At 64.5% G+C, this 18,136-nt stretch carries 16 protein-coding genes; 13 read left to right on the forward strand and 3 right to left on the reverse strand.

The window, feature by feature from the left end; genetic code table 11:
• Window positions 1–191: 191 nt before the first annotated feature.
• The 13 genes from F8N66_RS12650 (at window position 192) to F8N66_RS12715 (ending at window position 14,593) form a co-directional block, all read left to right on the forward strand.
• Window positions 192–1,079, forward strand: coding sequence for a Dyp-type peroxidase (locus tag F8N66_RS12650; RefSeq protein WP_150770490.1), 888 nt, complete (start codon window positions 192–194; stop codon window positions 1,077–1,079).
• A 216-nt stretch (window positions 1,080–1,295) separates the two neighbouring features.
• On the forward strand, window positions 1,296–2,048 hold the full coding sequence (locus tag F8N66_RS12655; protein WP_150770491.1) for a GntR family transcriptional regulator: 753 nt from the start codon (window positions 1,296–1,298) through the stop codon (window positions 2,046–2,048).
• Window positions 2,045–3,775: a fumarate reductase/succinate dehydrogenase flavoprotein subunit gene (locus tag F8N66_RS12660; protein WP_150770492.1), complete on the forward strand. Its 1,731-nt coding sequence runs from the start codon at window positions 2,045–2,047 to the stop codon at window positions 3,773–3,775. The genes F8N66_RS12655 and F8N66_RS12660 overlap by 4 nt, the downstream gene beginning before the upstream one ends.
• A 26-nt stretch (window positions 3,776–3,801) precedes the next feature.
• Window positions 3,802–4,047: a ferredoxin family protein gene (locus tag F8N66_RS12665; protein WP_008060065.1), complete on the forward strand. Its 246-nt coding sequence runs from the start codon at window positions 3,802–3,804 to the stop codon at window positions 4,045–4,047.
• A 235-nt stretch (window positions 4,048–4,282) separates the two neighbouring features.
• Window positions 4,283–5,689 (forward strand): ABC transporter substrate-binding protein, encoded by a 1,407-nt coding sequence (locus tag F8N66_RS12675; RefSeq protein WP_150770494.1) that lies wholly within the window; start codon window positions 4,283–4,285, stop codon window positions 5,687–5,689.
• Window positions 5,690–5,826: 137 nt separating this feature from the next.
• A complete protein-coding gene (locus tag F8N66_RS12680; protein ID WP_150770495.1) occupies window positions 5,827–6,609 on the forward strand; it encodes an ABC transporter permease in 783 nt (260 codons plus the stop codon).
• Window positions 6,609–7,457: an ABC transporter ATP-binding protein gene (locus tag F8N66_RS12685; RefSeq protein WP_150770496.1), complete on the forward strand. Its 849-nt coding sequence runs from the start codon at window positions 6,609–6,611 to the stop codon at window positions 7,455–7,457. Before F8N66_RS12680 ends, F8N66_RS12685 begins: the two co-directional genes overlap by 1 nt.
• Complete coding sequence (locus tag F8N66_RS12690) at window positions 7,454–8,416, forward strand: HEAT repeat domain-containing protein (RefSeq protein WP_150770497.1); 963 nt, start codon at window positions 7,454–7,456, stop codon at window positions 8,414–8,416. Before F8N66_RS12685 ends, F8N66_RS12690 begins: the two co-directional genes overlap by 4 nt.
• The gene (locus tag F8N66_RS12695; protein WP_150770498.1) at window positions 8,413–8,700 is read left to right on the forward strand and encodes a DUF971 domain-containing protein; all 288 of its coding nucleotides are present in this window, start codon (window positions 8,413–8,415) and stop codon (window positions 8,698–8,700) included. The genes F8N66_RS12690 and F8N66_RS12695 overlap by 4 nt, the downstream gene beginning before the upstream one ends.
• A gap of 161 nt (window positions 8,701–8,861) precedes the next feature.
• A complete protein-coding gene (gene lexA / locus F8N66_RS12700; RefSeq protein ID WP_150770499.1) occupies window positions 8,862–9,479 on the forward strand; it encodes a transcriptional repressor LexA in 618 nt (205 codons plus the stop codon).
• Entirely contained in the window at window positions 9,479–10,096 is a 618-nt protein-coding gene (gene imuA / locus F8N66_RS12705; protein WP_150770500.1) for a translesion DNA synthesis-associated protein ImuA, read from the forward strand. Before lexA ends, imuA begins: the two co-directional genes overlap by 1 nt.
• Window positions 10,097–10,103: 7 nt before the next feature.
• A complete protein-coding gene (locus F8N66_RS12710) occupies window positions 10,104–11,519 on the forward strand; it encodes a Y-family DNA polymerase (RefSeq protein ID WP_150770501.1) in 1,416 nt (471 codons plus the stop codon).
• Complete coding sequence (locus F8N66_RS12715; protein ID WP_224790464.1) at window positions 11,495–14,593, forward strand: error-prone DNA polymerase; 3,099 nt, start codon at window positions 11,495–11,497, stop codon at window positions 14,591–14,593. Before F8N66_RS12710 ends, F8N66_RS12715 begins: the two co-directional genes overlap by 25 nt.
• 127 nt (window positions 14,594–14,720) lie before the next feature.
• On the opposite strand, the gene F8N66_RS12720 is transcribed toward F8N66_RS12715, so the two are convergent.
• From F8N66_RS12720 to F8N66_RS12730, 3 genes are read right to left on the reverse strand one after another with little or no spacing between them, the layout of a single operon-like run.
• Window positions 14,721–15,383, reverse strand: coding sequence for a flavin reductase family protein (locus F8N66_RS12720; RefSeq protein ID WP_150770503.1), 663 nt, complete (start codon window positions 15,381–15,383; stop codon window positions 14,721–14,723).
• Window positions 15,384–15,394: 11 nt separating this feature from the next.
• Entirely contained in the window at window positions 15,395–16,882 is a 1,488-nt protein-coding gene (locus tag F8N66_RS12725; RefSeq protein WP_150770504.1) for an amidohydrolase family protein, read from the reverse strand.
• Window positions 16,879–18,075, reverse strand: coding sequence for an amidohydrolase family protein (locus F8N66_RS12730; RefSeq protein ID WP_150770505.1), 1,197 nt, complete (start codon window positions 18,073–18,075; stop codon window positions 16,879–16,881). The genes F8N66_RS12725 and F8N66_RS12730 overlap by 4 nt, the downstream gene beginning before the upstream one ends.
• Window positions 18,076–18,136 lie beyond the last annotated feature (61 nt).

Consider the following 18,136-nt stretch of genomic DNA (forward strand, 5'->3'; position numbering starts at 1 on the left):
TTTTTCGCGAGCATGCTCGCTCCTACAGTAGGATTTTGGCGCTAACAGGCAGAATAGAGGGGTTCAGGGTCTGGGTCTTGTGCCTCAAGCGTAGACCGCTTTGAGCCATTCTTGAATCGCTAGTTTTGACCTCGGTCCACACAACGGCGGGTGCTGCGGTTAAACTTGGCGTTCTTTCTAAAGGAGTTCACATGAGTCACTACCAGCCGGGCATTCTCGCCACCCCCGTTCCGCCTCACGCCCGTCATCTGTTCTTCGCCCTTGAATCCGCCGCCGACCTGCCGGCCGCGCTCGACAGGTTGATGCAGCTGGTGGATGGCAAGTCGGCAGTGGTCGGTTTCGGTGAATCCCTGGTCAAGGCCCTGGATGGCAACATTGCAGGGTTGCGGGTGTTCCCGGCGCTGACCGGCGTCGGCGTGGACAACCCGTCGACGCAACAGGCGCTGTGGTGCTGGCTGCACGGCACCGATCGTGGCGAATTGCTCAATCGCGGCCACGCATTCGCCGCCGCGTTGGCCCCGGCCCTGCGCCTGGTGCAAGTGACCGAAGGCTTCCGCCACCGTGACGGCCATGACCTGACCGGTTACGAAGACGGCACCGAGAACCCTCGCGATGAAGCGGCTGCAGCGGCGGCACTGGTGGGTGAGGGCGCTGAAGGCACGGTCGGTGGCAGCTTCGCCGCGATCCAGCAATGGCAGCATGACCTCAAGCGGTTCCACGCCATGCCCTCCCATGAAACCGACGACATCATGGGCCGCCGCTTGAGCGACAACGAAGAACTCGATGACGCGCCGATCTCCGCCCACGTCAAGCGCACCGCCCAGGAAAGCTTCGCACCCGAAGCGTTCGTGGTGCGCCGTTCGATGCCTTGGATCGAAGATGACCGCGCCGGCCTGATGTTCCTGGCGTTCGGTTTTTCCCTCGATGCCTTCGAAGTCCAGCTGCGGCGCATGAGCGGCCTGGAAGACGGCATCACCGACGGTCTGTACCGGATCAGCCGGCCGATCACCGGTGGCTACTACTGGTGCCCGCCGCTGAAAGACGGCCGGCTGGACCTGCGCGCCCTGCATATCGGCTAATCATCACGCACACCTTGACCCTGTGGGAGCGGGCTTGCTCGCGAAAGCGGTGTGTCAGCCAATGAACATGTTGACTGACACATCGCTTTCGCGAGCAAGCCCGCTCCCACAAGGGAAGCTCAGCGCGTATCTAACCTTATATCCAAACAATATTTCTCAAGCCCGTCATTAGAACTTTAAGATCACGTCATAACTCGTTATGACAAGTGATCCCTGATGACCGATAACGTTCTCTCCCTCAGTAGCGTTCCGCTGCACACCCAGCTTCGCGATGTGCTGCGCGCACGCATCCTCGACGGCCAATACCCGCAGGACAGCCAGATGCCTTCCGAAAGCGAGCTGGGCGCGCTGTTCAAGGTCAGCCGCATCACCGTGCGCCAGGCACTCGGCGATCTGCAAAAGGAAGGGCTGATCTTCAAGATCCACGGCAAAGGCACCTTTGTCGCCAAACCCAAGACCTTCCAGAACGTGAGCACCCTGCAAGGCCTGGCCGAGTCCATGACCGGTCGTGGCTACGAGGTGATCAACCGCCTGCGCAGCTTCAAGTTCATCGCCGCCGACAAACTGGTCGCCGAGCGCTTGCAGATCGCCGAAGGCGAGACCGTGGCGCAGATCAAGCGGGTGCGCCTGATCAACCGCGAGCCGGTGTCGCTGGAAATCACCTACTTGCCCCAGGCCATTGGCGAGCGCCTGGAGAAGGCTGACCTGGTCACCCGCGACATTTTCCTGATCCTGGAAAACGACTGCGGCCTGGCCCTCGGTCACGCCGACCTGGCCATCGACGCAGTGCTGGCCGACAGCGACCTGACCCAGGCGCTGAACGTCGAACCCGGCTCGCCGATCATGCGCATCGAGCGTCTGACCCACGACGCCGCTGGCCAGCCGCTGGACTTCGAACACCTCTATTACCGTGGCGATGCCTTCCAGTACCGCCTGCGGATCGACCGGCATAAAGGGGAGCAGGCATGACTCGAAACACCCTTGAACAGGAATACGACATTGTCGTCATCGGCGGCGGCACCGCCGGCCCCATGGCGGCGATCAAGGCCAAGGAGCGCAACCGCGATCTGCGGGTGTTGCTGATCGACAAGGCCAACGTCAAGCGCAGCGGCGCGATCAGCATGGGCATGGACGGCCTGAACAACGCGATTATTCCGGGTCACTCGACACCCGAGCAGTACACCAAGGAAATCACCATCGCCAACGACGGCATCGTCAATCAGGCCGCGGTGTATGCCTACGCCACCCACAGCTTCGAGACGATCGAGCAACTGGACCGCTGGGGCGTGAAGTTCGAGAAGGACGAGACGGGCGACTATGCGGTGAAAAAGGTCCACCACATGGGCGCCTACGTGCTGCCGATGCCGGAAGGCCACGACATCAAGAAAGTCCTGTACCGCCAGTTGAAGCGGGCGCGGGTGAGCATCACCAATCGCCTGGTCTGCACCCGCTTGCTGACGGACGAAGAGGGCGCGGTCAACGGCGTGATGGGCTTCGATTGCCGCACGGCGGATTTCCACGTGATCAAGGCCAAGGCGGTGATCCTCGCCTGCGGCGCCGCCGGGCGTCTGGGCCTGCCGTCCTCGGGTTACCTGATGGGCACTTACGAAAACCCGACCAATGCCGGCGACGGCTATGCCATGGCCTATCACGCCGGGGCCGAACTGGCGAACCTGGAATGCTTTCAGATCAACCCGCTGATCAAGGATTACAACGGCCCGGCCTGCGCCTACGTCACCGGCCCCCTGGGTGGCTACACCGCCAACAACAAGGGTGAGCGCTTCATCGAGTGCGACTACTGGAGCGGCCAGATGATGTGGGAGTTCCACCAGGAACTGGAAAGCGGCAATGGCCCGGTGTTCCTCAAGCTCGATCACCTGGCCGAGGAAACCATCCAGAACATCGAGGAGATCCTGCACAGCAACGAGCGCCCGAGTCGCGGTCAGTTCCACGCCAATCGCGGCACTGACTACCGCACGCAGATGGTCGAGATGCACATCTCCGAAATCGGTTTTTGCAGCGGGCATTCGGCGTCCGGGGTGTGGGTCAACGAGAAGGCCGAGACGACGGTCAAGGGTCTGTATTCGGCGGGCGACATGGCCGCGGTGCCGCATAACTACATGCTCGGCGCGTTTACCTACGGCTGGTTTGCCGGGACCAACGCGGCGGACTTTGTTGCCGAACGCGAGTTTTCCGCGCTGGACGCCCGGCAGATCGACACCGAAAAACAACGGGTCTACGCACCGCTGGACCGTGAGCACGGTCTGCCACCGGCCCAGGTCGAGTACAAGCTGCGGCGCTTTGTGAACGATTACCTGCAACCGCCGAAAGTGACCAAGAAGATGCAAATCGGCCTGCAGCGCTTCAGCGACATCCAGCGCGACCTCGATCAGATCAAGGCCCACAACGCCCACGAACTGATGCGCGCCATGGAAGTCAGCATGATCCGCGACTGCGCCGAGATGGCTGCCCGCGCTTCGTTGTTCCGCGCCGAAAGCCGCTGGGGGCTTTACCACTATCGGGTCGACCACCCGCAACGCAACGACGGTGACTGGTTCTGCCATTGCCACCTGAAGAAGGACGAAAACGGTTTGATGACCAGTTTCAAGAAGCCCGTCGAGCCTTACATCATCCCGCTGGATGCCGATGAAATGCAGGCCTACGACCGGTTGCGGGTCGGTGCCGACGCGGCGTGATGCCGTCCACCAGAGAGAGACTGAACATGGCCTATCAGCCCCAGGAAATCTTCTTCCGCTCCAATGCGCCGGTCACGGTCGACGAGGACCTTTGCATCGCCCACAAAGGCTGCACCGTGTGCGTTGACGTCTGCCCGATGGACCTGCTGGCGATCAACCCGGCCACGCAAAAGGCCTACATGGCCTTCGACGAATGCTGGTACTGCATGCCCTGTGAAAAGGACTGCCCGACCGGGGCCGTGAAAGTCGATATCCCATACCTGTTGCGCTGAAACACTGATCCATTGTGGGAGCGGGCTTGCTCGCGAAAGCGGTGTATCAGGTAAGGAATATATCGGCTGACACGCCGTCTTCGCGAGCAAGCCCGCTCCCACAAGGGATCGAGCCCGACTTTAAAACGCCATCCGGCCACCCCCGGACGCCTGCTTCAAAACACCCCTCGTTTCCCACCACGCCCTGATCGTGGCGGAGACGAACATCCTATAAATGATTCGAGGGGAAACACCCATGTTCTTGCGCGCAACCCTGGCCGGTCTGGTACTGGCCTCATTCACCCTGTCGGCCTCGGCCGAAACCATCCGCATCGCCATCGGCACCCAGGACACCACCATCAACTGCGCCGCCGGCGGCCTGTTGATCCGCGAGCTGGGCCTGTTGGACAAATACCTGCCCCATGACGGCCCGTACAAGGACGCCCAGTACGAGGTGCAGTGGAAGAACTTCACCAGTGGCGCACCGCTGACCAACGAGATGGTGGCCGGCAAGCTCGACTTCGGCGCCATGGCCGATTTCCCCGGCTCGTTCAACGGCGTGGCGTTTGAGGCGGCGGGCAAGCACAGCCTGTTCATCAGCGTGCTGTCGGGCAGCACCAAGGGCAGCGGCAACGGCATCGTGGTGCCAAGCGCGTCGGGCGTGCAGTCGCTGGCGGAGTTGAAGGGCAAGACCATTTCCGTGCCGTTCGCTTCCACCGCCCACGGCATGTTGCTGCGGGCGGTAGCGGCCCAGGGCTGGGATCCGCTGAAGGATGTGAACATCATCGCCCAGCCGCCGGAAGTCGCCGGTTCGGCGTTGCAGGCCGGCAAGATCGACGCCCATGCCGACTTCGTGCCGTTCGCCGAACTGTTCCCCAACCGTGGTTTCGCCCGCAAGATCTACGACGGTTCCCAGGCCGGCGCGCCAACGTTCCACGGCGCGCTGGTCGATCAAAGCTACGCGAAAAAATACCCGGAAATCGTCGTCGCCTACCTGCGCGCCAGCATCGAGGCCAATCAGCTGCTCGCCGCCGAACCGGAGAAATACAGCGAGCTGATCGCCAAAGTCACCGGGGTCGATGCCGAGGTCAACTACCTGTTCCACGGCCCGCTGGGCGTGCAGACCCGCGACCTGAGCTGGAAACCGGAATACCGCCAGGCCGTCGGCACCGCCATCGACACCCTCAAGCTGCTGAAAAAGGCCGATCGCGGACTCGACCTCAATAGCTTCATCGACGACCAATACATCCGCGCCGCCTTCAAGGCGTCGAACCTGGACTACGCGGCGCAGCTGGCGAACTACGCGCAAACGCCGCTCAAGGCGGTGGATGCGGCGAGCGGCAAAGCCATCACCGACTTCAGCCACGTGGCGGAAATCTGGGTGCGCGGTGAGCCGAAAGTCCGCCAGTACGCGTCGGCGCAAGCCGCGTTCACCGCCCTGGCCAGCCTCAAGCAGGAAGGCAAGAACATCCGCGCGGTGTACGCCCAGGCCAGTGACAGCGGCATCAAGCTGCTGGCCGATCAGGCCTGGTTTGCCAGCGATGCGCAAGGGCGGCTCAGCGCGTTCCTGCTGAAGGGCCAGGCCCAGCAGTTCGCCACGGCCCAGGGCGGCAAGGTGTTCGACTTCACCGATGCCACGACCCAGGCCGTGGCTGCCCGCTAACCCCCAAACACCACAGTCCAATGTGGGAGCGGGCTTGCTCGCGAATGCGGTTGAACATTCAACATCAATGTCGACTGACCCACTGCATTCGCGAGCAAGCCCGCTCCCACAGGGGTTCTCGGTTGAGAGGAATTATTGTGTACCGATCATTGAACCGCTGGCTCCCCCGAGCCGCCTCACTGCTGTTCTGCCTGCTGTTCTGGCAACTCGCCGCCAGCCACCACTGGAACCTGGGCCTGGTGACCTTCGCCAACGTGCCGACGCCACTGGCGGTTGTTGAAGCGGCACTGGGCCTGGGCGACTCCGGCAAGCTCGCCCGGCACCTGAGCAGCAGCCTCGGCCGGGTGTTCGCGGGTTACCTGGCGGCGCTGGTCATCGGCGTTGCCCTGGGCCTGGCCATCGGCCGCTCGAAATGGGCCGAAGACCTGTTGCTGCCGCCGCTGGAAGTGCTGCGACCGATCCCGGCGGTGGCCTGGATTCCTTTGGCGATCCTGATGTTCCCCTCGTCCGAGCTGTCGATGGTCTTCATCACCTTCACCGGCGCCTTGTTCCCGATCCTGCTCAACACCGTGCACGGCGTCGAAGGGGTCGACCCACGGTTGATCGCCTCGGCGAAAAGCCTCGGGGCAGGGCGCCGGGCGATGCTGCTGGAGGTGATTCTGCCCGGCGCCGCGCCGAGCATCATCACCGGCCTGGCCATCGGCATGGGCACCTCGTGGTTTTGCCTGGTCACGGCGGAAATGATCTCCGGCCAGTTCGGCATCGGTTATTACACCTGGGAGTCCTACACCATCCAGAACTATCCCGACATCGTGGTCGGCATGTTGCTGATCGGCATACTCGGGATGGGCAGCAGTTGGCTGATCAAGCGCCTGGGCGGGTTGTTCACGCCTTGGCATCGACCACGAGGAAAAGCCTGATGAGCGTTTTTCAACAGCCCGAAGGGCGGATCGATATTCGCGACCTGTCGATCAGCCTCGGCGAGGGCAGCGCCGCTTTCGAAGCCGTGCAGGGGCTCGATTGCCAGATCGAACCGGGCCAGTTCGTGTGCATTCTCGGGCCGTCCGGCTGCGGCAAATCCACCTTGCTCGGCGCCCTGGCCGGGCACCTGCAGCCGCGCAACGGCAGCCTCAAGGTCGACGGTGCGCCGGTGTCGGGCCCGTCACCGCAACGCGGCATGGTGTTCCAGCAACACACCCTGTTTCCCTGGCGCACGGTGCGCGACAACGTCGCCTTTGGCTTGAAAATGCGCGGCATCGGCAAACCCGAGCGGCATCAGGCCGCCGATGAAATCCTCGCGCTCGTGGGCCTCGAAGGCTTCGCCGGACGCTGGCCCGATCAACTCTCCGGCGGCATGCAGCAGCGGGTGGAAATCGCCCGGGTGCTGGTCAACCGTCCGCGCCTGTTGCTGATGGATGAGCCGTTCGGTGCCCTCGATGCCCTGACCCGCTTGAACATGCAGGAACTGCTGCTGGACATCTGGACGCGGATTCGCACCACCGTGGTGTTCGTCACCCATGACATCGACGAAGCGCTGTTCCTCGCCGATCGCCTGCTGGTCATGAGCACCCGTCCCGGCCGGATCATCGAAGACCTGCGCCTGGATTTTCCCCGGCCGCGTACCACCGAACTGGTGACGAGCCACGAATTTTCCCGCTTGAAGCGTCACTGCCTCGAGTTACTGCGTCACGAAGACGGTCGGCAGCTACCGCGCCTGAACCCTCTCGGACTTCCCCCAGAAAACAAACTGCCGCGATTTGCCCTATGACCTCTCTATTCGAAGTAACCGATAACGCTGACATTCTCGCCCTGCAACCGCGCCTGACCGATGAGGATGCCGGCGTGCGCCGCATCGCCCTGATCGAACTGGCGGACCTTGAGGAACCGGACGGCCTGCTGTGGCTGGTCGATCGCCTGGCGCAAGACCCGACTGAAGACGTCCGCGCCGAAGCCGCGCGGTTGCTGGAGGCCTGGGAGGACGAACCTGTGGTCGAGGCGCTGTGCCAGGCCCTGACCGATCCATCCGAAGCGGTGCGGGCCGCCGCCGCGCAAAGCCTGAGCCTGCTCAAGAGCGAAACGGCGGGCAGGGTGATTCTGCCGTGGACCGGGTATGCCGACATCGGCGTGCGCATCGCCGCGTTCCGGGCGTTGCGCGAGTTGCGCTTCGCCGAGGCGGCGCCGGCAGCGTTGTTGGCACTGCGCGACGAAGATGCCAATGTCCGGCGCGAAGCGGTCGGCGTGCTGGGCTGGCTCAAGCAGCTCGATGCCTTGCCGGCACTGGCGCGCCTGGCCAGTGATGACCCGGACACCGAAGTCCGCCGCGCCGCCACCGGGGCGTTGGGCCTGGCTTCTGATGCACAGGTGTTGCCGGCATTGCGCCAGGCCTTGCAGGACCAGGCCTGGCAAGTGCGCGAAGAAGCCGCGACCACCCTGGGCAAGGTCGGGCACACCGATGCCGGCCCCGCCTTGATCGACGCCTTGGGCGACGATTATTGGCAAGTGCGCCTGCGCGCCACCCGCAGCCTGGGCCGTTTGCGGTATGGACTGGCCCTCGACCCGCTGATCGAAACCCTCGGCCACCGCATCAGCAACCTGCGTAAGGAAGCCGCCCTGGCCCTTGGCGAATTGAATGAAAAAGGCGCCATCGCCGCTTTGCAGGCCGCGCAGGACGACGGCGACCCGGAAGTGCGCAAAGCTGTGCGCATCGCTTTGAGTCAACTGCAATGAATCCGCTGGCGGTGGGCAATTCCCGAAGCAAACAGCAGTTGCGACTGAGCTGGCCGGACGGGCGCGAGCAGGTGTTGGGGCATGCCGAATTACGGCGCCAGTGCCCGTGTTCACAGTGCCGGGCGTTTCGGCTGCGAGGGATGACGCCGATGGTGGATGAGCGGGTTAGCGTCATCGAACTGAATCCGCAGGGCTATGGCGTGCAACTGGTGTTCAGCGACGGCCATGAACGCGGGATCTATCCGTGGCTTTACCTCGCACAACTGACCACCGGGGTGACTTGAATCTAATGTGGGAGCGGGCTTGCTCGCGAATGCGTTTCAACATTCAAGATGAGTGTCGACTGACCCACCGCATTCGCGAGCAAGCCCGCTCCCACCTGGATAGTGCATTCCGACGGACAGATCCTGCAGGTCCTTGTAAGAAAAACCCGAAAAGAGTACAAATGTACTCCATGACGACTCTGACCCCACGCCGTACCGCCATCCTGACCTTTATCCGCGAACGCATCGCCGAACACGGTCAGTCCCCGAGCCTCGCTGAAATCAGCGAGGCGTTCGGTTTCGCCTCCCGCAGCGTGGCGCGCAAGCATGTGCTGGCGCTGACCGAAGCCGGGTTCATCGAGGTCAACCCCCACCAGGCCCGGGGCATTCGCCTGCTCGGCCAGCCGCCGCGCCCCGAACTGCTGGACATCCCGGTGCTGGGACGGGTGGCGGCCGGTGCGCCCATCGGCGTCGATGCGCAAGTCCATGGCCGATTGCTGCTCGACCCGGCGATGTTCTCCAGAACACCGGACTACATGCTGCGGGTACGCGGTGATTCGATGATCGAGGACGGCATTCTCGATGGCGATCTGGTGGGCGTGCACCGCAGCCCCGAGGCGCTCAACGGCCAGATCGTCGTGGCGCGACTCGACGGCGAAGTCACCATCAAGCGCTTCGAGCGCATCGGCGACAAGGTCCGCCTGATGCCACGCAACCCGGCGTACCAGCCGATCGTCGTCGAAGCCGACCAGGACCTGGCCATCGAAGGGGTGTTCTGCGGTCTGGTGAGGCCAGGCTGATGGGTGCCGTCGTAGCGCTGGACACGCTGTTCAATGGCGGCCAGGTCTGGAAGGGCCGGCCTGCGCCTCCGGCCGCCAGCCCGCAACCCACCGGGCATGCCGCGCTGGATGCGGCATTGCCCACGGGCGGCTGGCCGGAAGCGGCGTTGAGCGAGATCCTCCTGGCCGGGCAGGGCGTGGGCGAATTGCAGCTGGTCTGGCCGGCGCTGGCGCGGCTGTCGGCGGCCGGCGAGCGGATCGTGCTGGTGGCACCGCCTTACGTGCCGTATCCCCAGGCCTGGCAGGGCGCCGGGGTCGATCTGCGGCTGTTGTCGATCATCCAGGCCAGCGAGCGCGATGCGCTGTGGGCGGCGGAACAATGCCTGCGTTCGGGCAGTTGCGGCGCCGTGCTGTGCTGGCCGCACAAGGCCGACGATCGTGCCTTGCGCCGCTTGCAGGTGGCGGCGGAAACCGGCCAGACCCTGGCCTTCGCCTATCGCTCGCTCAGCGAAGCGGTCAACCCGTCGCCGGCGGCCCTGCGCATCGCCATCGATGCCAGGCCTGCGCAATTGCGCGTGCTCAAGTGCCGGGGCGGCCTGGCCCGTTCGGCGCCGATTGCCTTCGCCGTGGGGCATTGAGGTTGCCATGCGCTGGGTCTGCATTCTGTTCCCGCAATTGGCGCTGGACGCCGTACTGCGTCAGCGCACTGATCCCGATGAGCCGTTGGCGCTGCTGACCGGCCCGGCCCAGCGCCGGGTGTTGCAGGCGGTCAACGGCCCGGCGCGTGAACTGGGCCTGCGCCCCGGCCAGTCCATGAGCGCCGCCCAGGCCTTGAGCAAAGCGTTTGCCACGGCGGAGTACGACGTTGCCGAGATCGAACACTGGCAGCAGTTTCTCGCCGCCTGGGCCTATCGCTTCAGCGCCCAGGTCAGCGTGCATTACCCGCGGGCCCTGGTGTTTGAAATCGAGTCCAGCCTGGGCCTGTTCGGCGACTGGCCGCAATTGGAGGCGCGCTTGCGACGCGAGCTGCGCGAGTTGGGCTTTCGTCACCGCATAGTCGCGGCGCCCAATCCGGTGGCGGCGCGAGTGCTGGCCAATGCTTATGACGGTTTGGTGGTGCCCGACGAGCAAGCCTTGCAGCATCACCTGGGGCAATTGCCCATCGACCGGATCGGCCTGGAGGCAAATGTCGCCACGGCCTTGTCGCGGATGGGGCTGCGCACCCTGAGCCAGTTGCAGGCGTTGCCCCGGCAGAGCCTGGCCCGGCGTTTCGAGGCCGGGGTGCTCAAGCATCTGGACACGCTGCTGGGGTTGCGCCGGCTGGCGCTGGCGTTCTATCTGCCGCCGGATCGCTTTGACGTACGCATCGAGCTGAATTTCGATGTGCAATCCCACCAGGCCCTGCTGTTTCCGTTGCGCCGCCTGACTGGCGACCTGTCGGCGTTCCTGTGTGGCCGGGACAGCGGCGTGCAGCGTTTCGACCTGCACCTGGAACACGCGGGGCTGACGGACACGCTGATCAAGGTCGGCCTGCTCGGCGCCGAGCGTGATCCGGCGATGCTGTTCGAGCTGGCCCGGGGGCGGCTGGAACAGGTGCAGGTCGAGGCCCCGGTGCGTGGGTTCCGCCTGCGCGCCGATGACTTGCCAGCCTTCGTGCCCCAGCGTCAGGCGCTGTTTGACGATCGTGCGCAGCAATCCTTGCCCTGGGAGCAGCTGCGCGAGCGCCTCCGCGCACGGCTGGGGGATGACGCGGTGCAGGGCCTGCGCTTCCAGGCCGATCATCGACCCGAGCGTGCCTGGCAGGCCAGTGCCGACCCCCAGCCCTGTGCGCTGCCGCCGACGGTGAAGCGCCCCGGCTGGCTGCTGACCGAACCGATGGCCGTGCATGAGGGTTCGGCGCGCATCCTGATGGGGCCGGAGCGCATCGAGTCGGGCTGGTGGGACGGCGACGACGTGCGTCGCGATTACTACCTGATCGAAACCCGGGCCGGCCAGCAGGGCTGGGCCTGGCGCGCCGTCGGCGAGGACGGTCCGTTGTGGCTGCAAGGCTGGTTCGCATGAACGCCGGGTATGCCGAGCTGCACTGCCTCTCCAACTTCAGCTTCCAGCGCGGCGCGTCCAGTGCCCTCGAACTCTTTCAGCGGGCCAGAAAACAGGGCTATCAGGCCCTGGCGATCACCGACGAATGCACCCTGGCCGGCATCGTCCGGGCCTGGCAGGCGGCGAAGTCGGTGGAGCTGCCACTGATCATCGGCAGCGAAATCCGCATCGAAAACGGCCCGAAACTGGTGCTGCTGGTGGAGAGCCTTGAGGGCTACCAGACCCTGTGCCGGTTGATCACCCGAGCCCGTCGCCGTACGCACAAAGGCCAGTATCAGGTCCTGCGGGACGACTTGCGCGAGCCAATGCCGGGCTTGCTGGCGCTGTGGGTGCCGGATGCGGTCGATGAGGTCGAACAGGGTCGCTGGCTCAAGCAGGTGTTCGCCGAACGCCTGTGGCTGGCGGTGCAACTGCATTGTGGCCAGGACGACACGCGGCGCCTGCACGATCTGCTCGCCCTGGCCGGGGAAGTGGGCATCCCGGCCGTGGCCAGCGGCGATGTGCACATGCACGCTCGCGGGCGGCGTGCCTTGCAGGACACCATGACCGCGATCCGTCATCACCTGCCGGTGGCCGATGCCGGGTTGCGCCTGCATCCCAACGGCGAACGGCACCTGCGCAGCCTCGATGTCCTGCAAGCGCTTTATCCACCAGCCTTGCTCGACGAAACGCGGGTCATCGCCCGGCGCTGCACGTTCGACCTCGGTCAGTTGCGTTATCAGTATCCGCGCGAGCTGGTGCCTGGCGGGCACTCGGCCACGTCCTGGCTGCGGCACCTGACCGATGAAGGCATTGCCTGGCGTTGGCCGAAGGGGCCGCACAGCCAGGTGCTCCGGCAGATCGACAAGGAACTGCAACTGATTGCCGAGCTGGGCTACGAAAGCTATTTCCTGACGGTCCACGACATTGTCCGCTTCGCCCGTGACCAGCAGATTCTTTGCCAGGGACGCGGTTCGGCGGCCAACTCGGCGGTGTGTTTTGCCCTGGGTATCACCGAAATCGACCCGGATCGCACCACGCTGCTGTTCGAGCGTTTTCTCTCCAAAGAGCGCAACGAACCGCCGGACATCGACGTCGACTTCGAACACGAGCGCCGCGAAGAAGTGCTGCAATACGTGTTCCGGCGTTATGGCCGGGCCCGGGCGGCGCTGACCGCCGTGGTCAGCACCTACCATGCGGCCGGCGCGGTGCGCGATGTGGCCAAGGCATTGGGCCTGCCAGCGGACCAGATCAATGCCCTGGCCGATTGTTGCGGTCACTGGAGCGACGAAACGCCGCCCGTGGAGCGCTTGCTGGAGGGCGGCTTCGACCCTGAGAGTCCGGTGTTGCGCCGGGTGCTCAGCCTCACGGGGCAGTTGATCGGTTTCCCCCGGCATCTGTCCCAGCACCCCGGTGGCTTCGTGATTTCCGAGCAGCCACTGGACACGCTGGTACCGGTGGAAAACGCGGCCATGGCCGAGCGCACCATCATTCAGTGGGACAAGGACGATCTGGACGCGGTCGGCCTGCTCAAGGTCGACATCCTCGCGTTGGGCATGCTCAGTGCGATTCGTCGTTGCCTCGACCTGTTGCGCCGACATCGCGGCCTTGACCTGAGCCTGGCGACGATTCCGGCCGAAGATGCGGCCACCTACGAAATGATCGGTCGCGCCGACACCATTGGCGTGTTCCAGATCGAGTCCCGGGCGCAGATGTCGATGCTGCCCAGGCTCAAGCCGGTGAATTTCTACGACCTGGTCATCGAGGTCGCCATTGTGCGACCGGGGCCGATCCAGGGCGGCATGGTGCACCCGTACCTGCGCCGGCGAAACAAGGAAGAACCGGAGATTTATCCGTCGCCGGCACTCAAGGTGGTGCTGGAGCGCACCCTGGGCGTGCCGTTGTTCCAGGAGCAGGTGATGCAGATCGCCATCGTCGCCGCCGACTACAGCCCCGGCGAGGCGGATCAGTTGCGCCGCTCCATGGCGGCCTGGAAACGTCACGGCGGCCTGGAACCGCACAAGGAACGACTGGCGGCCGGCATGAAGAAAAACGGCTACACCGCCGAGTTCGCCGCGCAGTTGTTCGAACAGATCAAGGGTTTTGGCAGTTACGGCTTTCCCGAATCCCATGCCGCCAGTTTCGCCTTGCTGACCTACGCCAGTTGCTGGCTGAAGTGCCACGAACCGGCGGCCTTTGCCTGTGCGCTGATCAACAGCTGGCCCATGGGTTTCTACAGTCCGGACCAGATTCTGCAGGACGCGCGGCGCCACCATTTGCAGATTCGTCCGGTGGACGTGCGGGCCAGCGACTGGGATTGCAGCCTGGAGCCGGTTGCCGGTGCGCAACCGGCGATTCGCATGGGCATGCGCATGATCAAGGGCTTTCGCGAGGACGATGCCCGACGCATCGAGGCGGCGCGGTCCAGGGGCGCCTTTGCCGACATCGCCGACCTTGGCGAACGGGCACAACTGGATGCCCGTGCCCAGGAACAACTGGCCGATGCCGGTGCGTTGCGCGGGTTGGCCGGTGATCGGCATCGGGCGCGCTGGGAAGTGGCGGGGGTGCACAAGCAACTTGGCCTGTTCGCCGGCCTGCCCCGTCAGGAGGAGGACGAGGTGAGGCTGCCAACACCCAGCGTCGGCGAAGACCTGCGCGCCGATTACGCCAGCGTCGGCACGACCCTCGGGCCGCATCCGCTGGCCTTGTTGCGCGGCGAATTGAAGGCCCGGCGTTGTCGCAGTTCGCAGGAGTTGCTGGCGGTCGAGCATGGGCGACCGGTGAGCGTTGCCGGCCTGGTGACCGGTCGACAACGACCGGGCACCGCCAGTGGCGTGACGTTCGTCACCCTGGAAGACGAGTTCGGCAACGTCAACGTGGTAGTCTGGCGCGACCTGGCCGACCGGCAACGCAAGGTGCTGGTCGGCTCGCAATTGCTCAAGGTCGACGGGCGCTGGGAAAGGGAGGGCGAGGTGCGGCATTTGATCGCCGGGCGCTTGAGTGACCTGAGTCCGTTACTGGACGGCATCACCGTACGCAGCCGGGATTTCCATTGAAATCCCATCCCCTGTAGGAGCTGCCGAAGGCTGCGATCTTTTGATCCTGATCCCGGGTGATCTCAAGATCGCCAAAAGATCGCAGCCTGCGGCAGCTCCTACACGGACCGCCTACATCAGCCGTGTTCTATTTGGCCACCGGCCAAAACCGCTCGCCACCCCCCGGCGCATCCGTCCAGGCCTGCAATGTGCGGGTCGGCAGATCGAAGTAATCCCGGGTGCGCGCATAGCCATGGCCACCCATGCGCCCAATGGCATCAAGCCCCAGTTGATCGATGTACAGGGTTTTCGGGTCGATCAGCTCGTCGCGCACATGGGCCATCAGCACTTCGCCGAAGATGATCTCCCGCGATTGGCCAATGTTCAGTGCCATCATCCGGCGGCATTCCAGTGCCACCGGGGCTTCGCCGATGCGCGGGCATTTGACGGTGGTGCCGGCAATGGCGGTGAGGCCCGCGGCGGTCAGTTCATCGAAACCGGGGGCGAAAGGCACGGCGCAGACGTTCATGGCTTCCACCAGGGCGTCGCTGACGATATTCACGGTGAATTCCTGGTTGAGCTGGATGTTGCGCGTGGTGTCCTTGGGGCTCTGGTCGCCGTAGTTCTCCACGCCCAGCGCCAGGATCGGCGGATCGGCCGAGAGCGCGTTGAAAAAGCTGAAGGGCGCGGCGTTGACGCGGCCCTCACCGTCGATGGTGGTGACCAGGGCAATCGGCCGGGGCACCACACTGCCGATCAGAATTTTGTATTTGTCCCGTGGGCTCAGTTGGCTGAAGTCGAAGCTTTGCATGGGCAGATTCTCTAAGGAAGGCGGTCGATGGCGCACAGTGGCGCCTGTGCGCTGTAGTCGTCGGCGAACGGGATGGCCGGCTGGAACAGGGTTTTCCAGTCCGGTTGGCCAAAGGCCCGGTCGCTGTGACTGCGCATCAGTTTTTCGAATTGTTGTTGGGCCTGGCGTTGCAGGGCAGGGTAGTCGACCCCCATGACCTGACCGTCCTGCATGACGCAGCGGCCATCGATGTAACTGGCGATACAGTCGTCACCGCGACCGGCCAATACCAGGTTTTTCAAAGGATCGAACAGTGGCCCCAGGTGCAGGCCACGCAGGTTGAACACGGTGATGTCAGCCTTGGCGCCCGGCGCCAGACGACCAATATCATCACGGCCCAAGGCCTTGGCGCCGCCCAGGGTGGCGGCGTTGTACAGGTCCAGCGTGCTGGTGAGTGAATTGCCGCCTTCCATCAGTCGGGCAATGTTCAAACCCTGGCGCATGTTGTCCAGCAAGTCCGCCGGCCAGGTGTCGGTGCCCAGGGCGAAGTTGATGCCCTTGGCCCGATAGCGGCCGAACGAATTCAGCGCCTCGCCATCGCGGGCAAACACCACCGGGCAATGCACCAGGCTGGCGCCGCCGTCCACGACGCGTTGCAGGTCGTCATCGCCACGGGTGTAGATGCCGTGGGGCAGCAGGCTGCGCGGATTCAACAGCCCAAGCTGCTGCAACCAGGCCAATGGCGAGGCGCCGCGCAGTTGTTCGACCATCGCCACTTCGCCGAGCCCCTGGCAGCAATGCAAGCGCATCGGTGCGTTCAGCTCGCGACTCAGCGCGGCGGTGCGTTGCAACAGCGCCGGGGTGCAGGTCTGGATGCGATCGGGCAGCAGCGCGCCACGAATCAGGCCATCGTTCGCACCGTCGAAATCGCGGAAAAACCGCTCGGCCGCCTCCAGCCCGGCCAGGCCCCGGGCTTCATCCCAGTGATGGGCCAGGGTGCCGTCGGCCTGCCAGTAACTCATGCCGCTCATGTAGCAGGGGCCGAGATAAGTGCGCAGCCCCAGCTCGGCGGCCACGCCGGCCACCGCCGCGAATTCATCGTAGGTTTCCGCCCACTCTCGGTAGTACATCGAGGTGATCGGCATGGCCGTGGTGATGCCGTTGCGGATCAGCTGCGTGAAGGCGTAGCGGTATTTGAACACCTCTTCATCCGGGCTGTAGCTTTCCCGGGGACCGCGTGCCAGGTACTCGGCGGTCCACATCCGGCCCATGTCGCGCTCGTCGCCGTTGTCCAGGGTCAGCACCGTGGAATCGAGATCGCCCAGGGCATCCAGGTCGATGAAGCCGGGGCCGATCAACGCGTTGCCGTAGTCGATCCACTGATCCACCGGCCCCGGGTAATCGCGGCCGACGAACACAATGCGCGAGCCTTCGAACACCACTTCGCCGTTGCGCCACAGCACATGCTGCGTGCCGTCGAAGCCGACCACGCAGCTGGCCCGCAAACCGATGCGCTTCACAAACGACTGTCCAGCAAACGGCCACCGGAGGCAATCAACTGCCCGCCGCGATAAACCTGACGCAGCGGACGCGCTACCACCGCTTCACCCAGGGTCTGCACGGGCATCAGCAGGAAGTCCGCCGGGCGTCCAAGCGCCACGCCATAACCTTCGCGACCCAGCGCCCGGGCGCCGTTCACGGTCGCCGCGTCGAACGCCGCGGCCAGTTCATCGTCCTTGTTCAAGTCGAAACGGAACGCCAGCAGCATCGCCCGTTCCAGCATGTCGCCGTTGCCCATGGGCGACCAGGCATCACGGATGCCGTCCGAACCCAGGCACACATTCACCCCGGTCTCGCTCAGGGCGAGGAACGGCGGCACCGCACAATCGGCCGGTGCCGAACTCATCAGCGAAATGCCCAGTGCCGCCAGGCGTTCAGCCACCGGTTTGACCTGGCTCCACGCCAGCATGCCCAGGCAGTAGGCGTGGCTGATCATCACCCGGCCTTGGAGCCCGAAACGCTCGGTGTAGTCGGCGATCAACGCGATCTGCCACAGGCCCAGCTCGCCCTTGTCGTGCAGGTGAATGTCGACGCCACGCTCGAATTCGCTGGCGAGCTTGAACACGAAGTCCAGTTGCGCGATGGGGTCGTTATCGATGCCGCACGGGTCGAGGCCGCCGACGTTTTCCACGCCCAGGGCCATGGCTTCGCGCATCAGTTCGGCGGTGCCGGGGCGGCTGATCAGGCCGGTTTGCGGGAAGACCACCAGTTGCAGGTCGATCAGGTCGCGGTATTGTTCACGCAGTTGCTGCATGGCCTGGACGTGGCGCAGGCCGAATTCCGGGTCGATGTCGACGTGGCAGCGCATGGTCAGCGAGCCCCGGGCGATGCAGTTTTCCAGCAGGGCCCCGGCGCGTTGTGCGATGGGGGTGTCGACTTCACGCAGGATGCGTCGCTCGTTGGCGATGTAGTCCTTGAGGGTCGGGCCGGCGCTGTTCGGGCGCCAGGGTTGGCCCCAGAGGGTTTTGTCCAGGTGCACGTGGCTTTCCACCAGGGCGCCGGTGAGCAGGTGGTTCTGGCCGTCGATGTCGGTGGCGAGCAGCTCCCCGGTCGAGGCCGGGCGACGTTGGGTGAACCGGCCATTGTCGATCAGCAGGTCTTCGGCGGGGGCGCCGTAGGGGCGTACGTTGCGTAGCCAGCGGGGGTGGGTCATACAAACCTCAGTTCAGTTCTTGAAAATTTGTCGCCAGACAGGGCCTCTTCGCGAGCAAGCC

Source organism: Pseudomonas fluorescens, assembly GCF_902498195.1.
Classification (GTDB): domain Bacteria; phylum Pseudomonadota; class Gammaproteobacteria; order Pseudomonadales; family Pseudomonadaceae; genus Aquipseudomonas; species Aquipseudomonas fluorescens_BU.